This window comes from Bacillus cereus group sp. BfR-BA-01383 (assembly GCF_022663495.1).
GTDB lineage: Bacteria > Bacillota > Bacilli > Bacillales > Bacillaceae_G > Bacillus_A > Bacillus_A cereus_AU.
In genome coordinates this window covers 18720-35515 of sequence record NZ_JAKUFP010000027.1, presented here as the reverse complement: position 1 = coordinate 35515, position 16796 = coordinate 18720, and the positions used below count along the sequence as shown (strand labels likewise).

The following is a 16796-nucleotide window of genomic DNA, read 5'->3' as shown; positions in this document are numbered from 1 at the left end:
AATTAATTTACATATATTATTATTATTAATATAAATGTAATTTTGCTGGAATACTTTCGTCTCTTAATCTGCCAAGGAGCTCTAATAACTTCTCATTTTGTTCAAATATATAAACCATTAAATTCTTATTACGATTGTTCTGCTCCACATCAACCAAATTACAACCTTGCTTCATTAACTCAATTGCCAACGATTTTTTGAATATGCGTTTCTTTCTCATTCGTATGTCTCCTTTAGATGTTTTAATTTCAGTACTGAAAGCAATCTCATACTTGATATTCAATAAATAATTAATATGAGACACTTCCCCCTCACAATAAAAATCATATCTGCCTTTACAAAAACGTAAACTAAACAAGGCCCCTTTAATTCCCCATTTCTTATTATCATTAGTAGAGAAAAATACTTACGAACAAGGCTTGCCTGTTCGTAATGGCAAAGGCAAGCCTTTGACCATCTATATTTTTATTGATTCTCGTTTTAAATCTAGAAATAAAAATTTAATCCTATAAAAAAAGACCGAGCATTAAGCTCGACCTTAAAAAATTTATCATTGTTTCTTAGCATTCCTGTGATAATATTTTTTTATTAAGTTCATCAAAATCAGATAGCGAAAACTAGTAATCTAAATCTAATTCCTTTTTTTCAATCTCATATTTATTGAAGAACTTATAAAATAATTCGTCTATCAATTTCCATCTCTCTACATTTTCCATATCCTGAATTACTTCTAGTATTTGCTCCGCCGACATCTTTTCTTTTATCATTTTCCCATTCAATTCCTCACCATTTTTCATGAGTAACTGTATCAAAAAATTCTTTTGCTCTCCTATTCTATTTAATTCCTTTTGTTGTTTTATCATTATTATATTTTGTTGTTGTATCAATTCTTTTAATGAAGAGATTTCTGTTTTAATGGTTTTAACTTGATCAGCAATATCATTAACATCACTTTTTCCTTCTTCTTTTAATATCTGCTCCACCGCTTTTGCAACAGTCATACCTGAATTATTTTTCAAGCGGATTAAATTTCGAAATAAATCAATATCATAATCCGAAAACATAAGTAGTCCTTGATTATTACGCTTAAATCTATATTGTGGTTCAAAGAGTAGGTAATACTTCTTTACAGTCGAAGGAGCTATACTCAAAAGTTCAGCAACTTCATTAACATTTTTATAAATGCTCATAACAGTAATAACCTCCTATCAATATAGTTATTACCATTATAATACTTTTCTTTAACTCTTTTCATAAATATGTTAAGTTTACGCATTTTCAATCTAAGAACATTATAAAGAAAGATAATAATATTTATTATCTTTCACGTTTTTATGCCTTATAATTAATCCTGGTTCCTCTGAGAGCTATTCTGTGCTCCTTTTAATATGGTAAATCATCATTATCAATCTCACAGTAATTATGTAATCTAGACAGTAGTTTATTTTTATTAATCCCGTTACTTGAAATTTCTTTCATCACTTCTTGATACTCTGCAAACTCCTCAGAGTGCTTGTAATCTGAATGACTGCAAATATTTTCTAGTGATTTATAAACATAGCCTCTGATTTTATCTTCTGGGACATTCTTATATCTTCCACTTTCAATTGTTTCATTTACAAATTTATCCACAATCTTAATCCATTGCTTCTTATTCCATCTGCCAACAGTAAATTGAGTATAGAGTTCATTAGCAGCATTAATCATTAAAGTCTTAAATTGATTAGGTTCTAATAATTTGGTAATTGTTTCTTGATAATTATCAATATTATCTTTGTTTTCTTTATATTGTTCTTTTTTATTTTTATTTTTAATAGTTGAACCCTTTTGTACAGGCTTGCGGTTCCCTTTGGGCACTGCTAGGATTTCCTTTTTGGAAAGGCTAGAGCTACTGTCCTGCTGTACCGTCTCTGGATTTGTTGATACATTCAGGTCTTCACTTTTGTTAGAGCTAGGATTTATCTCTGAAAGTAGTTCTTGAACAATCTTATCTGTAATACTAAAGTATTTCTTTGAAGGCACTCCCATGACCTTGGTTTCAATATAACCAGCTTGCTCTAATTCCTTAATCGCTTTTAGTTGTTGCTTATACGATAAGGCTGTTTCTTCCTCCAAGGTTTCACTTGTTAAAAAGAAATATTCTTTACCACCTTTAATTGTTAGCATACCTTTACTACCAAAGCTTTCATAACTTGAACACAACTGTCCAAAAATAATAGCTCCATTAACTGATACTGTATGAGCTAAAGCTTTGTTATACATGACAAATCCATTTCCACTTAAAAGTGATATTAGTTTCATGCTTCTCTCTGCTCCCTTTGACACAGAAGACACAGCTACATATAATATGAATGTAGAAGTTTTATCTTCTGCGTTTGTGTATTTAGAGATGGTACATGAGTTGGTCGCTCACCATCTCTTTATTTATTATATAATGCCGAACATAAGTTCGTAAAATATAAGATTCTCTATAACGCTCTGTATGATTAAATAAAAAAAGATAATAGACAACTATTATCTTTTAATCTCGGTTCAATATGAATAAATCTAGATCTCCTAAAGACTATTCTAGAACTGCACTACATCTTTTAATTTATTGCACCCACTCGATTTCAACCGTTGGTTCCACATCAGCTCTTTTGGTAGTGTTAGGATTGCTTTCTATATTTCTGGAGAACAGAACTCTTTTGATGATGCTTCGCAAGAAAGCATTTATTCTCTCTGCTGATAGATTATCGAGGTTGTTTATAATCCATATAAACTGTTCTAATTTCCCCATCTCATCTTCAGTGTTGTTTAAATTATTTAGCTTCATTCGAAGCAGTTGAATCATATCATCTGCGTATCGAATTTGTTCATCCAAGCTATCCTTAAACTGTAGAAACTCGTCTTTAGTAATTTCTCCATTCATACGCATCTCAACTAAGTTCTTCTTCTTGTTATTAAGCTTATTCTTATTCGTCTCTGTTTCTGATAATTGATTATTTAACTCTTTCTCTATCTTTGTTGTATCTCTCTTCTTTAAAAGAATTACCTCTGCTTCTAGTTCCGGTTTCAGCTTTTTAACTTCTTCTATTACTGCTTTCGTGACTGGGTCTAAGGCCATGCCAGCATCTGAACACCTTACATTTTCTATTTTTGACCCATCCGCTTTGATATAAGGAACATTCTTACGATCTACACAAATATACCGTTTCCGACCACATTTTGCGCAATAAATTAAACCTTGTAGAATATGATTAATTTTTCCATGAGTCTTAAACTTCTTATTGCTATTATTTTTAATAACCTCTTGACACATTAGAAATTCTTCTTTCGTGACTATACCGGGATGAGCATCCTCAACCCAACAATTTTCAAGGACTCTTCCTAACTCATTCTTTCTCTCATATCTAACAACACCGTAATACAATGGATTACGTCTCATCTGACTAATATGAGCCGTTGATAAGACTGATCCTTTTTTTGAACGCCAACCAAAGGCATCCAGGTCTTGAGATATTTTGTTAACTGAATAACCTTCTAAGGTTTTTTCAAAGATGTAACGTATAATTTTTGATTCACCTTCGTCTATTTCTAAACGTTTTGTTTCATAATTTTTTTGATAACCCAATGGAATATTGTTCATCACCCAATGGCCTTTACTCGCTTCTAAAAACTTTCCTCGACCGAGTCTCTTACGTATAGCAGAGTATTCGAATGAACTTAACATAGACTGCATTCTATATAACATCTGTGAGTTTTCATTTGAAAAGTCATATTCACCACTAGGCGTAATAATCTTTATTCCGTTAAGTATAAGCATTTTTAGGACTTTCTCGTTATGTTCTGGATCACGACCAATTCGGTCAACATCCATAGTTAATATTGCTGTATAATCATGAAGTCTGCTCAAGAGCAAGTTTAATTGCTCGCGCTCTGGAGACACTCCTGAAGCTATCTCTTCGTATATATCATGCTTCCATCCATTTGTTTTACAAATCCTTGTTAAAGCTAAACGGTGATTTTCTAATGATTCTTCAATTCCATTTTGTGAAGAATCACGCGACAATCGCATATAAATTGCTACAAATTCCATTTCCTTTTAACCTCCTAATATATCGCAGGTGAGGAAAGTATAGCATAGAATAATTATGTAGTAAAAATATAATTTCATATTTGTGATTTTTCCAACGGTTCCATATAGCGTAATCACGACTATGTCCCCTACGTTGTATTTAGGTTGTTTTTTTCTTGCCATCTATATCTCTCCTTTTTTTAACGTCGTGATTTTGATAACAGTATATGCAACCTACATAAAAACGCTTATCACATAAGCTTATATTCATAAATTTTTTCAATAAAAAAATATCACCACATAAAATAATATACAACGCAAAAAAAGCTAGTAAGTAAACTAGCTCAAAATCAAGATATTTCGTATAAAAAAACATACAGAATACTTCACTTTATAACAGTAATGTATTCTGTATGTTTTCATTTTGTTTCTATCTCTCTTGTATGTATAAATCCCATGCTTCATCAAATATAGACATACTTTCTAGCATTCCACTTAACTCTAAGTACGAACTAATTTCATCATAGTCTTCAGATTGCTTCGGAAAACTTAAATCATCATACATCGCCTCTGCTAAATCGGATATTTCATTTTTAAATAAAGCTGCACGATGTTTCATCATATAATGGTAAAATGTCTTTTTCAAACGTATTCCCTACCTTTCTAACTTGGGTACATTATACAAGGCGAAAAAGAAAAAAACCAGCATAAAAGCTGGTTAAAAGTCGAAATAATTCCTTTTTAATAATCGTGGTCTTCCCATCAATTCTTCATATGTTAGTTGTTTTGGCAAGTCTTTCGTATAAATTAAAAATAACTGATCTTCAATTTCTTTTACAGTATGGTCTGATTGATAGTCCATTCCACATGAGGAGCAAGAAATACATGGTGTCTCTTGGATTTCAATGGCTTTCGTACCATCTGGTAATTCCCAATATACAGTATTCAAGCTTTCTTTCGCTTCTGTACTGTCACACCACATACAATTCATACTGCATCACCCTCAGTTTTTTTGTCATTTTCTTCTAATTTAGCCATTTGCGATTGATATTTTTTATCTTTTAATTGGTCTCGCTTATCACGTTTATCTTTTAAAGATGCATGCGTTTCATTATCTTCATAGTCTTTACGACGGTTCATACGCTGTAAATCGTCTGGAACAAGGTTAAATTTCTTATCGCTCATTAAACCTGCGATACCAACATCAGATCGTTTTTCTTCGTAGTTCGGATAAATTTCTTTAAAGTAACCTTCAGCTCTTCCTGGAATGTAGCTCTCTGGTTCGGGATACGTCGTAATAACCCCTTCAAAGTTACGAAGTACAACTTTATCCGCACTTTGTGAAATTAAATAGTTTGGCTGAAGCGCAATTTTTCCGCCCCCGCCCGGTGCATCAACAACGAATGTCGGTACTGCATAACCTGAAGTATGTCCGCGTAAGCCCTCAATAATTTCAAGGCCTTTAGATACTGGCGCACGGAAATGACCGATACCTTCTGATAGATCACATTGGTAAATATAATATGGACGAACACGAATTTTCACTAAATCATGCATAAGTTTTTTCATAATTGGAACGCTGTCATTAATTCCGGCCAGAATTACAGCTTGGTTTCCGATTGGAACACCTGCATTTGCGAGCATTTCACATGCTAGTTTCGATTCTTCTGTAATCTCAATAGAAGTGTTAAAATGCGTATTTAACCATACTGGATGGTATTTTTTAATAATATTACAAAGGTTTTCTGTAATACGCTGCGGGAATACTACTGGCGCTCTCGTTCCGATACGAATAATCTCAACATGCGGAATTTCTCGTAAATTTTTTAATACATATTCTAAAATTTTATCGTTAATTAGAAGACCGTCCCCACCAGAGATCAGTACATCTCGTACCTGCGGTGTTTCACGAATGTATGCAATCGCATCGTCTAATTGTTTCTTCGGTACACCCATTCCAATTTGTCCACTAAAACGACGGCGCGTACAGTAACGACAATACATAGAGCATTGATTTGTTACTAAGAATAGTACGCGGTCAGGATAACGATGTGTCAGCCCTGGAACTGGTGAATCTTCATCTTCATGAAGCGGATCTTCTAAATCATATTTTGTTTTATATAACTCTTCCGAAATCGGTACTGATTGCATCCGAATCGGACAGCGTGGGTCATCAGGATTCATTAGCCAAGCATAGTACGGTGTAATGTTTAACGGGATCGTTTTCGTTGAAATTTTAACGCCTTCTTCTTCATCAGGTGTTAAATTAATCACTTTCTTTAAATCATCTAAAGTTTTGATCGTATTCGTTAATTGCCAAACCCAATCATTCCATTGTTCTTCAGTAACATCTTTCCATAATTCGATATCCTTCCAGTGACGATTTGGTTTGTATACATCATGTAACATTGCTATTCCCCCTTTTTATACGCTCATCCTTTATATAAGCAATAATTATGCCAACTTTACTTTGTTGATAAGTAAATGTGCGGAGTATCCTATTACATAAGAGAAAAAATATTTTTAAGTGCTGTACTAAATCGAGACATACCATCATATTCATTACATTTTATATATGTAAACGCCCTTTTATTGGTGCAAACACACAAAAACCGCCGATTATTCGGCGGTTTTGTCGTACTTGCTCAGTTTATATTGAAGCGTTTGACGAGGGATACCTAACATTTTTGCGGCTTGTAGTATATTCCCTTCCGTTTCAATTAACGCTTGATCTATTAATTCCTTTTCCGTTTGATGAAGTGCTTCTCTAAGTGGTAAAATGCTCTTCTTCTTTGGAAGATTCTCTTTCCGAAATGTACGCGGTAAACAATTGGCTGTTAATATATTCCCTTCTGCAATAATGACAGCATGCTCTATCGTATGTTTTAACTCACGAACATTTCCAGGCCATTGATAAGCTTGTAATCGTTCTTTCGCTTCCTTATCCATTTGAAGTACACCTTTTTTATAACTTTTATTATATTCCTTCAAGAAATAAGACGCTAATAACAATACATCCTCAGTTCTTTCACGTAGTGGTGGGATATATAATGAAAACACATTTAATCTATAATATAAATCAGTGCGAATTTTATTCTCTCTTAAACATACTTCTGGTGGCTGATTCATTGCGGTAATAACGCGAACATCTACTTTTCTCGTTTTATTATCACCGATTCGTCTAATGACCCCATCCTCTAATACACGTAGCATTTTCGCTTGTAAATCGAGCGGCATTGAATTCAGTTCATCTAAAAATAATGTCCCTCCATCTACAAGTTCAAATAATCCGGCCCGTTCAATCGCCCCTGTATAGCTACCTTTTGTCGTTCCAAACAATAAGCTTTCTAATAGTGATTCTGGTAAAGCTGCACAGTTTTGCGCAATAAATGGCTTGTTTTTTCTTTTAGAAGCTTCATGAATTGCTTGCACGAACAGTTCTTTTCCTGTTCCCGTTTCACCATATATTAAAACATTTGCATCAGTTGGCGCTACTTTTTGCGCTAACGCTTTCGTCTGTTTAAACCGAGCATCATTAGTTACTATCGTCTCAAACGCAACATGCTTTTTGATCACTTTTTTGTTAGATGATCGCTTTATTTTTGACTGTAAATCGACAATTGTATCAGTAAGTTGTTGAATTGTAGAATAGTCCTTTGCAATTTCAACAGCACCGGCAATATTCCCATCAATAAATATAGGTAGCGTCGTATTTACTGTACAAACGTCTTCCCCATTTAAGTTTTGATAATGCTGTACTTGATGTACAATTGGTTTTTTCGTATCTAATACTTTCATCAATGTACTTGTTTCCCTAGATAAAGAAGGAAACGCTTCTAACAAATGCTTACCTAATACTTTTTCAATTTTGGATCCATCATGTTTTGCAGCAACTGTATTATAAAAGATCGTAATCCCATTTTCATCTACTGCGTGTATGGCCTCATCTATACTACCCAAAATCGCCTCAATGACTTCTTGTGTCGAAACTGCTAGCAATGTCATCCCCCCTTTTGCCGAAAATTCAGCAAATACATGCCGGATTTTCGGCACTCCTCTGTGCGATTATAAGCATGACGATTCCGTTCTATTATTTTGATGAATTTTGTATATATTTCTATTGCTTATTTATGGTTAAGTGAAAATTTAATCAGTGGGGCTTTATTCATCCCCACTGATTATTAATCCGAATCCAACTTAATTTCTTTGCTTTACAGCCGAATTTTGAGGCGGGAGTCTTACTGCTTTCGAATAGCTGGATAAATCTTTCACCCATATATTCATATCTTCCAACTTATCAAAAATGTAGCAATTATTCGCGAGCCTTCCCGTATATGTATAGCCTAATTGATGAAAGGCTGCATTCATACCGAAAGATAGCGAACGAGCAATTGTATAGGAACAAAAAATAGATTTTTCTTGAAGTTCTTCCTCTAACTTAATTAACAAACTTTTCATAAAACCATGTTTTCGATATTCAGGTAATGTAGCACAATTCGTTAATTCTGCATTACCCTCTTTCACGTTCATTTCAGCAGATGCTGTGCTAATTATTTTCCCTTTTAATTCATAAACATAGTAAATTGTATCGTCCTCCTTCATCGTCTGCTTTACATAACTCGCTTCATTTAAAGGTGTCGGATAAACTTCAAATACTTTCCCAAAGACAATTGCTAATTCTTCCGCATCCTCTTCTGTCGCTTTTCTTAACACAAACTCCTCTGGGACTATTTTTTCTTTCACTTCTTTTGCTTTTACACCACTTAAAATGGTATCTTCCTCAGTCCAATGAATACTATTTCGTCTTTCATCATTATGATATTTCACGAAGAAGTACGCATCATGTCCTTGAAAATAATGAGGTATCGTTGCTTCCAATAAGAAACCGAAAGAGAGCCATGTTGAAACATGCTCTCCCTTTCCTTTTATAATACATTTAGTGAAAGCATGTTTCTCTGCTAGTTCGTCAATTATTTGTATAATACTTTCCACATTTCCTGTATAGTGATCTACTCGAATACGTTTATTAAAATAATCTACAACTCCTTCTACTGTATAACGGCTTGTCTGTTCTCTAAAAGATTCATAGTATTTCATTTTTTCACCTCACACCAATCTAGTAATGTACATGCAATAATTTTTGCGGCAGCTATCATTTTATCAACTTCTATATATTCGTTTGGATAATGTGCTACTTTCGTCTCCCCTGGACCGAATACTATCGTTGGCACATTGGCGATTTGTGTAAATAAACCTCCATCAGTCCCCCACGGAGATGCTTCAATAATTGGTTCGTTCCCTTCAATTTCAACAAAGTTATGCTGAAGTGTTGTAATTAGCTCATGATTTTCTTCTAGTTCACCAGGAACCCATCTCGCTCCAAACCATTCTACTTCTACTGGATTTTCAACAAACCAATTGTCCACATCATTTAATTCAGCAATCCAACTCTCAAACTCTTCTTTTGCTGCCTCTATAGTCTCATTCGGCGCGATACCACATCTTCCTTCTAAAATTAACGAATCAGGAACAGAACTTGGCCAGCTACCACCTTCAATTTTCCCAATATTAATTGGAATTGGAATCGGAATTCCTTTAAATAACGGATCTGTAATTCGATCATTTCTCTTCTCTTCTAATTTTCTCAAATGATCTACAACAAACATACTTTTTTCAATTGCACTTACTCCTTCATAACGTGTACCACCGTGTGCTGCTTTTCCTTTCACATGTAGACGAAACCACATAGACCCTTGTTGTTTCGGGAAAAACTTCATATTAGTCGGCTCTGGAATAATTACACCATCCGCTTTATATCCTCGTAATATAGTCGCTAATGTTCCAGCCCCGCCGCTTTCTTCTTCTATTACACTTTGAAAATAGATATCTCCTTTTAATTCAATACCAGATGCAATAATCGCTTCCATCGCAAGCATAAGTGCGACATTGCCGCCTTTCATATCCGTTGTTCCACGTCCATATATACGATTCCCTATTTTCTCACCACTATAAGGGTGATGGTCCCACTGATTTACATCTCCTTCTGGTACTACATCAATATGCCCATTTAATATCATAGATTTCCCATCGCCGCTTCCTTTTAAAGTTGCAACAATGTTCGGGCTGTCTGAAAAACTTGTACGCGGTGATACAAAATAAGGATGATCTTTCATTTTAGAAAAAGATGGCTCCCAAATATCAAGATCTAAACCTAACTCACGTAGCTTTTCAATCACAATTGCCTGCGCACCACTTTCATCACCAGATACACTTTTTTCTTGAATTAATCGTTTTAAAAATTTCACACTTTCCTCTTCATGGCTCTCAATATAATCGCAAACCTGTTGTTTTAATTGCTCCATATTTTACATCTCCCCTCATTCAATTACTAGTAAGTTAGAGCCAATTTTAAAATCAGCTTCCGTATGTTGTTTTATATCTTCCACTGTGTACGGGCTCATTAATTCTTGCAAAATGAGTCCATTCGAAGTCACTTCCATTACCGCCATATCTGTAATAATTAAATCTACACATTTCTTTGAAGTTAATGGCAATGTACACTCTGAAACAATTTTTGCATTTCCGTATTTATCAACATGATTCATCACAACAACGACCCGCTTCGCTTTTTGTGCTAAATCCATTGCTCCTCCAATACCTGGAACACGTTTCCCAGGTACAATCCAGTTTGCTAAATCACCATTCTCACTTACTTGTAATGAACCAAGAATTGTTATGTCTAGTAAACCTTTTCGAATCATCCCAAACGCCATGCAACTATCGAAATAACTTGCTCCTGTAATAAGAGAAGTTGGTAAACCTGCTGCGTTACATAAATTTTCGTCTTCATTTCCTTTGCTTGGCGTAGGCCCCATACCTACGATTCCATTTTCCGCATGAAACATAACGTTTATATCTTCTGGTAAATGATTTGGTACTAGCGATGGAATTCCAATACCTAAATTTACGATCATGCCATTTTGTATTTCTTTCGCAGCACGTCTAGCAATCTTATCTCGCACTTCTACGCCCATACCCATTTCCAATTCACTCCTTCCGATGGCACGACATAATTTACGAATACACCTGGAACTACGATTTCCTCTGGATCTAAACTTCCAAGCGGAACTATTTCTTCTGCTTCTACAATCGTTATATCCCCAGCCATAGCTACATGAGGATTCATATTTCGCGCACTTTTGTCGAATACAAGATTGCCAAATGGATCTGCCTTTTTCGCATAAACAATCGCAACTTCAGCAGTTAATGCTGTTTCAACTAAATAGGTCTTACCGTTCATTTCAACTGTTCGTTTTCCCTCTTCTACAATCGTATCCAAACCAACGTCAACTAAAACTCCACCAAGCCCAACGCCTCCAGCACGAATACGCTCTGCTAATGTTCCTTGCGGGGAAAACTCTATTTGTAATCTTCCTTCGTTTAGCTGTCTTCCTGCATTTGGGTTTGAGCCAATATGAGAAGTAATTAATGACTTTACCCTTTCATTCGTAACAAGACGACCGATTCCTACATCAGGAAATCCAGTGTCATTTCCTATTAAATTTAAATTTGTAACTCCTTTTTCTAAAATAGCCTGTATTAAAGATGGAGGGGATCCAATCCCCCCAAATCCCCCAAACATTAATGTCATATCATCATGGAACAAAGAAATTACTTCCTCTATTTCTTTTAATTTACCGAATGTATTTGTAATAGTTGTCATGCGATACTATGCCCTCCTTTTTGCATCATCTCTTCTACACTTTTTGCAAAAATTGAAAGTAATTCATCTAACTCGGAATATGTAGTTGTCATTGGCGGTGCTACAAGCAGTGCACTATCTTCTTTTCCTGCTTGCCCTGAAACAGCTTGGTATAAAAGAAGTCCATTTTTAGCTGCAACCGAAATAAGTTCAGACGCTTTTGTAAACGATTGCAATTCTACTCCAATCAGCAACCCTTTTCCGCGCACATCAGCAATGATTGTCGATTGTTGCTGAACTTTCTGTAACCCTTTTATTAAATACTCTCCCTTTTCTGCTGTTTTTTCAGGTAGATTATGCTTCTCCATATATTCAATAACAGCTAGTGCCGTTGCTGCAGACAATGGATTTGCACTTAACGTATGCCCGCTCATAACAGAACGTGACCCACGTAATATCGGCTCCATAACGCGGTCACTTACAACAGTCGCTGCCATCGGTGTATATCCAGCTCCTAATCCTTTACCAAGTGTCATAATATCCGGTTCTACACCCCAATGCTCCATTGCAAACCATGCACCAGTACGACCAAGCCCAGTCATTACTTCATCTGCAATAAATAAAATATCGTAATGACTACAAATATCTTTAATTACTTTATAATATTCTTTCGGGGGAACAACCGCTCCTCCAGCTGCTCCGATAATCGGTTCAGCGATAAAAGCTGCAATATGCTCTGCACCAATTCTTTCAATTGATCTTTCTAGTTCAGTCGCACAAGCAATCTGACAAGTTGGATATACCTTTTGAACGGGACATCTGAAACAATATGGAGCTGGGATCGTTGGATAATCTTCCAAAATAGATACGAATCGTTGCCTGCGCAAAGGATGTCCAGACATTGATAAAGCCCCCATCGTAATACCGTGATAGCTCATCCATCTTGATAAAATTTTATGTTTCCCTTGAATACCGCGTTCCTGAAAATGCTGAATTGCGATTTTCATAGCTGTTTCATTCGCTTCCGTACCACTATTCACAAAAAAGCTCCAGTTCAAATCTCCTACACTTAAATCACTTAACTTCTTCGCTAATTTTTCAGCTGGCTCACTCGTAAACTGTGATCTATAAACGAAAGCAATCTCCTCTGCTTGCTTTTTAATAACGTCTGCAATCTCCTTTACGCCATGCCCAATACCTGCCGTAATTGCTCCTGACGAGCCATCAAAATATTTATTTCCGTTCTGATCATATAAATAGACACCTTTTCCATGTGAAATCATTGGATACGGCTGACCAACAAGTGGTTTAATTAAGTAATCGCGCATAGCGCTCCCCCATTTCTCCAATTTGTATATATGTATGAAGAAAATTGACGTTTCTTTCATAAAAAAGAATCCTCTGCAAAAGCAGTGAATTTATCAAAAAACTATTATAAAATATACAAATGAGTGCTAAAAAATATTTTTAAAAACAGAAAATTCAGAACCTAAAAAGAAGACCAATCCTTATCTATACGCTCAAATAACCCTCCCTTATATAAAATGATTATCACACTAAATGTTTTACTAACATAATGTCAGCTTCCCTCAAATACCGACATTGTGTAAACTTCGACAGTACTCCCTTTAAACTCCTTCCTATTATCCTACTTTGCGTTGCATATTTTTAAACAAATTTCGACACTTAACTTCACTAAATGAATAACAATTATTTTTATAACAACTAACATTTAACATATAATATCTTTCTTTTTATACAATAAAAAAAGAACCGATTAACCACATTAATCAGTTCGGCACGACGCTCTTTTTCGGTTAATACCGTCACTTGCTAAAATAAATAGAAAAAACCATACTTCAAATTCAAAATGCATCCTACAGCCTTTAGCACAAAGTCCTCCATAACTCCATTCACAATTACTATCGGGATATCACCATCCCAATGTACCGCTCCTTTCCTCATAGTCAAACTACCTTTCCTTTATAATTTATGTAGGACAATTATCACTTTGTATGTGTATTTGCCTATAATTAAAAAAATCCCTAGGTTGACATGCTTTCGATCTGCCGATTAATACTTGTGTGAACTACCCACCACTTAGTATCTCTTACGAGCTTACCCCGAAGTGGGGGCTTCTCGGTTCATCGCTACTTTTGATAGCTAACGAATTTGTCTTAGGACAGCCGAGCTAACTCCCTTGTTCCAAAGGTTATTTTGTTACTATTTATGCCAACGCTAATAAGCGGATCGCTTCCTACCGCTAGACTATCGTCTTTCACACGCTTGAGGAAGGAGACTTCTTTCGGATAATGCGTTAAAATTTTCATTTTAACTTACATGTAAAGATAAGCTTCGTGTTATCAAAATGAATAATATATTTTCGTTTCTCCTTAAAAAAACAATTTTTTTCGCATAACCCCTTTCTCACTTCGCATATAGTTTTAATGATGACAAAGGAGGAATGTACATGTCTCAATCTGAAATCGAAAAATATGGACAAGAAGCTGCTCGTTACGAACAGCTTGCTCGTTACTATCAATATAGTAATCCCAAAAAATATGTAGAACTATATATGAAATATTACGATGTGCTTACAAAACTTGTACAGGCATATGAAAAAAGAGATTCACAAGAAGCTGCTTTACCATCACATATAAGGATTTTTCATTCTGCTCCAAACACACCCTCAGTTGATATTTTAGTAAATGGGCAAAAGGTGATTAAAAACATTTCATTTAAGCAATTTAGCCCCTATTTATCATTAGTGCAAGGCAAATACCGTATAGATATTGTGCCTGTTGGAAATGAATCACCAATTTTTTCAGCTCTAATACCACTAATGGGAAATCACACTTATACTCTTGCCGCAATAAATAGTGATGATCACCTACAATTACAACCTATACTTGATAATACGCATTTACCATCTGGCCAAGCTAAAATACGCTTTGCACATTTTTCTCCCGATACCCCTATTGTAAATGTAGATTTAAAAGGTGGAGATCATTTATTTGAAAATGTGCTCTTTAAACAAATAACAGATTTTTTAGAAGTTAGCCCTGGTATAGCAGATATTGAAGTTTCACTTGCGGATAATAAAAACGTGTTGTTAACTATACCAAAATTCAATGTTGAACCGAATATAATTTATACAATTTCCATAGTAGGTTACTCAACTAAAGATCCTAAATTAGAAACCGTTATACTAACAAACTAAAACAGTCTACACCATTTATTTGGTGTAGACTGTTTATTTTTGAAATGCAATTTGAAATTCTGTCCAATCGTTATTTGAACGACACATAATGGATCCATTATGTTTTTCTACAATTTGTTTACATACAAACAACCCAATACCAGTACCTAACTTTTTAGTAGTTACAAATGGTTCAAAAATCGTTTCAACATTTTCTGCCGGAATCATTGGTCCATTATTTTTTATCACAATTCGAATAGCTTGATCTTCTTCAAATACATCAATGATAATTTTCCGTTCTTCTTTCATTGATTCCAGAGCATCAATTGAGTTCATTAAAATATTTAAAACCACTTGTCTCACTTCACTCCGATAACCAACAAGTGGAATTGGATACGGCAAATTCTTTTCAATCGAAACATTTGCATTGACCAAACTCGGGTATAAGAATTGTATAATATCTTGAAACAAATCATTAAGCCAAAACTGTTCCGATTCATTCCACATTTCTTTTTTCGATACGAGTAAAAATTGCGAGATTCGAAAATTTAATTGATCTAATTCATGCGAAATGATATCTAAATACGATAAACTAGGATGATCTCTCTTCAATAATTTGACAAATCCCATTATTGAAGTAAGCGGATTACGAAATTCATGTACAAAACTAGCTGACATTTGCCCTAAAATTGTCAACCTTTCTTTATGTGTTTCGTTAATATATTGCTGTTTTTCTTCTAAATTTCTCGTAATAATTTCCGAGTATTTTAAAACGGTATAATAAATTAATTTGTCAAAACAAGTATGTACTTGAGCCATGATTGGTTTTAGTTCACGGGCACTTACGTCTAATTCACACATCGCTTCAAAAAGTTCATTTCTTCCCACGTTTGCATTATAGACAAAATCTCCAATATTCGCATCTGCTCCCGCACGCTCAATAGCAATTTTCTCACATAATGGTTGAAGATATTCAATACCTTTATCTTCCATAGTCAATTCAATAATTAACTCTAATAACTCTTCTCCATTTTGAACTACTTCTTGTTTAAATGGATCTTTTTCGGAAATTATCATTTTGTTTTTCCAGTTCTCTACGAATTGGTGCCTGTTGTTTTTCAAGTACGCACAAAATATTTCTTTAATATCCTTATCGATTGGAAAAACCCCCATTTCCTCCATTTCCATACGACGAATACCCTTTATATTTTGAATGTTAACACAAAAAATGCATTTCGTTAATAGATTATTGTCACATTTTGTTAATATCTGTTGATAAAATTTTTTTCATTTCTAAATTAATTGTTTGATTCATATATTACATTTTTCTTCCCCTCGTTCCAACTTCATTACATTTCATACAACTTTTTTGCATCCTACTTCATTCTTTCGTACAATAGAAAATGAAAGGTGTGAAAAATATGGTAAATAAAAATGTGGAAGATTATCTCCAAGAAGGCATTTACGGCCAAAAGCAAAACAAACCAGATGAACGTAATATGTATTTAACTACATTACGTGAGCGTGTAGAAATCGCTTTAACAATCGGTCAAGTAATGCAAAGTAATGTATATACAGAAGTAACGAGTAGCATGCGTTCTTCTCAATCATTACAAATATTCCTAAATGGTAGCATTGCTTACCCACATTTATCAAAATACATTAAATTAGCAAATGAAAAAAATGTTCCCTTTACAATTGTTCAAAATAAAGGAACAGAAACACCAATCGGTTTAGTACTATCTCATAGCACTGCCGTAGATAAAGAACAAATTTATGTCGAAGATGATATTTTCAAACAAGAAATGAAGTAAAAGGTACACTTGATTAAATTAAAT

At 34.5% G+C, this 16796-nt stretch carries 16 protein-coding genes; 2 read left to right on the top strand and 14 right to left on the bottom strand.

Features of this window, described 5'->3' with window-relative positions; genetic code table 11:
* Positions 1 to 25 precede the first annotated feature (25 nt).
* The 13 genes from MR065_RS20275 to MR065_RS20215 all read right to left on the bottom strand — a co-directional run bounded on the left by MR065_RS20275 (position 26) and on the right by MR065_RS20215 (position 13087).
* Positions 26 to 220, bottom strand: a complete 195-nt coding sequence (locus MR065_RS20275) for a DUF5659 domain-containing protein (RefSeq protein ID WP_242214897.1) — start codon at positions 218 to 220, stop codon at positions 26 to 28.
* 397 nt (positions 221 to 617) lie between these two features.
* A complete protein-coding gene (locus MR065_RS20270; RefSeq protein WP_242214896.1) occupies positions 618 to 1190 on the bottom strand; it encodes a MerR family transcriptional regulator in 573 nt (190 codons plus the stop codon).
* Between the two features lie 193 nt (positions 1191 to 1383).
* Positions 1384 to 2301: a hypothetical protein gene (locus MR065_RS20265; RefSeq protein ID WP_242214895.1), complete on the bottom strand. Its 918-nt coding sequence runs from the start codon at positions 2299 to 2301 to the stop codon at positions 1384 to 1386.
* 292 nt (positions 2302 to 2593) lie between these two features.
* Positions 2594 to 4078: a recombinase family protein gene (locus MR065_RS20260; protein ID WP_242214894.1), complete on the bottom strand. Its 1485-nt coding sequence runs from the start codon at positions 4076 to 4078 to the stop codon at positions 2594 to 2596.
* Positions 4079 to 4487: 409 nt separating this feature from the next.
* Complete coding sequence (locus tag MR065_RS20255) at positions 4488 to 4703, bottom strand: YozE family protein (RefSeq protein WP_071745820.1); 216 nt, start codon at positions 4701 to 4703, stop codon at positions 4488 to 4490.
* Between the two features lie 72 nt (positions 4704 to 4775).
* The gene (locus MR065_RS20250) at positions 4776 to 5048 is read right to left on the bottom strand and encodes a YokU family protein (RefSeq protein WP_000995763.1); all 273 of its coding nucleotides are present in this window, start codon (positions 5046 to 5048) and stop codon (positions 4776 to 4778) included.
* Positions 5045 to 6466 carry a lysine 2,3-aminomutase gene (kamA, locus tag MR065_RS20245; RefSeq protein ID WP_098266706.1) on the bottom strand — a complete coding sequence of 474 codons (1422 nt, stop codon included), beginning with the start codon at positions 6464 to 6466 and terminating at the stop codon, positions 5045 to 5047. The genes MR065_RS20250 and kamA overlap by 4 nt, the downstream gene beginning before the upstream one ends.
* Before the next feature lie 210 nt (positions 6467 to 6676).
* A complete protein-coding gene (rocR, locus tag MR065_RS20240; RefSeq protein ID WP_242214893.1) occupies positions 6677 to 8062 on the bottom strand; it encodes an arginine utilization transcriptional regulator RocR in 1386 nt (461 codons plus the stop codon).
* 192 nt (positions 8063 to 8254) lie between these two features.
* A complete protein-coding gene (ablB, locus tag MR065_RS20235) occupies positions 8255 to 9154 on the bottom strand; it encodes a putative beta-lysine N-acetyltransferase (RefSeq protein WP_242214892.1) in 900 nt (299 codons plus the stop codon).
* On the bottom strand, positions 9151 to 10419 hold the full coding sequence (locus MR065_RS20230) for a peptidase (protein ID WP_242214891.1): 1269 nt from the start codon (positions 10417 to 10419) through the stop codon (positions 9151 to 9153). The genes ablB and MR065_RS20230 overlap by 4 nt, the downstream gene beginning before the upstream one ends.
* Before the next feature lie 15 nt (positions 10420 to 10434).
* A complete protein-coding gene (locus tag MR065_RS20225; protein ID WP_097906052.1) occupies positions 10435 to 11097 on the bottom strand; it encodes a CoA transferase subunit B in 663 nt (220 codons plus the stop codon).
* The gene (atoD, locus tag MR065_RS20220) at positions 11082 to 11780 is read right to left on the bottom strand and encodes an acetate CoA-transferase subunit alpha (protein WP_097906051.1); all 699 of its coding nucleotides are present in this window, start codon (positions 11778 to 11780) and stop codon (positions 11082 to 11084) included. Before atoD ends, MR065_RS20225 begins: the two co-directional genes overlap by 16 nt.
* The gene (locus tag MR065_RS20215; protein ID WP_098768135.1) at positions 11777 to 13087 is read right to left on the bottom strand and encodes an aspartate aminotransferase family protein; all 1311 of its coding nucleotides are present in this window, start codon (positions 13085 to 13087) and stop codon (positions 11777 to 11779) included. Before MR065_RS20215 ends, atoD begins: the two co-directional genes overlap by 4 nt.
* A gap of 1142 nt (positions 13088 to 14229) precedes the next feature.
* Between MR065_RS20215 and MR065_RS20210 the strand changes: the two genes are divergently transcribed.
* The gene (locus MR065_RS20210; RefSeq protein WP_242214890.1) at positions 14230 to 14979 is read left to right on the top strand and encodes a DUF4397 domain-containing protein; all 750 of its coding nucleotides are present in this window, start codon (positions 14230 to 14232) and stop codon (positions 14977 to 14979) included.
* Between the two features lie 33 nt (positions 14980 to 15012).
* On the opposite strand, the gene MR065_RS20205 is transcribed toward MR065_RS20210, so the two are convergent.
* Entirely contained in the window at positions 15013 to 16146 is a 1134-nt protein-coding gene (locus MR065_RS20205; protein WP_097906048.1) for a BA2291 family sporulation histidine kinase, read from the bottom strand.
* A gap of 233 nt (positions 16147 to 16379) precedes the next feature.
* Here MR065_RS20205 and MR065_RS20200 point away from each other — a divergent pair, with 233 nt between their 5' ends.
* Positions 16380 to 16772, top strand: a complete 393-nt coding sequence (locus MR065_RS20200) for a YueI family protein (protein ID WP_098266699.1) — start codon at positions 16380 to 16382, stop codon at positions 16770 to 16772.
* Positions 16773 to 16796: the final 24 nt, after the last annotated feature.

Coding starts and splice junctions, on each gene's coding strand:
- MR065_RS20275 (WP_242214897.1), bottom strand. CDS start 220: ATGAGAAAGAAACGCATATTCAAAAAATCGTTGGCAATTGAGTTAATG.
- MR065_RS20270 (WP_242214896.1), bottom strand. CDS start 1,190: ATGAGCATTTATAAAAATGTTAATGAAGTTGCTGAACTTTTGAGTATA.
- MR065_RS20265 (WP_242214895.1), bottom strand. CDS start 2,301: ATGAAACTAATATCACTTTTAAGTGGAAATGGATTTGTCATGTATAAC.
- MR065_RS20260 (WP_242214894.1), bottom strand. CDS start 4,078: ATGGAATTTGTAGCAATTTATATGCGATTGTCGCGTGATTCTTCACAA.
- MR065_RS20250 (WP_000995763.1), bottom strand. CDS start 5,048: ATGAATTGTATGTGGTGTGACAGTACAGAAGCGAAAGAAAGCTTGAAT.
- kamA (WP_098266706.1), bottom strand. CDS start 6,466: ATGTTACATGATGTATACAAACCAAATCGTCACTGGAAGGATATCGAA.
- rocR (WP_242214893.1), bottom strand. CDS start 8,062: ATGACATTGCTAGCAGTTTCGACACAAGAAGTCATTGAGGCGATTTTG.
- ablB (WP_242214892.1), bottom strand. CDS start 9,154: ATGAAATACTATGAATCTTTTAGAGAACAGACAAGCCGTTATACAGTA.
- MR065_RS20230 (WP_242214891.1), bottom strand. CDS start 10,419: ATGGAGCAATTAAAACAACAGGTTTGCGATTATATTGAGAGCCATGAA.
- MR065_RS20225 (WP_097906052.1), bottom strand. CDS start 11,097: ATGGGTATGGGCGTAGAAGTGCGAGATAAGATTGCTAGACGTGCTGCG.
- atoD (WP_097906051.1), bottom strand. CDS start 11,780: ATGACAACTATTACAAATACATTCGGTAAATTAAAAGAAATAGAGGAA.
- MR065_RS20215 (WP_098768135.1), bottom strand. CDS start 13,087: ATGCGCGATTACTTAATTAAACCACTTGTTGGTCAGCCGTATCCAATG.
- MR065_RS20210 (WP_242214890.1), top strand. CDS start 14,230: ATGTCTCAATCTGAAATCGAAAAATATGGACAAGAAGCTGCTCGTTAC.
- MR065_RS20205 (WP_097906048.1), bottom strand. CDS start 16,146: ATGGAAATGGAGGAAATGGGGGTTTTTCCAATCGATAAGGATATTAAA.
- MR065_RS20200 (WP_098266699.1), top strand. CDS start 16,380: ATGGTAAATAAAAATGTGGAAGATTATCTCCAAGAAGGCATTTACGGC.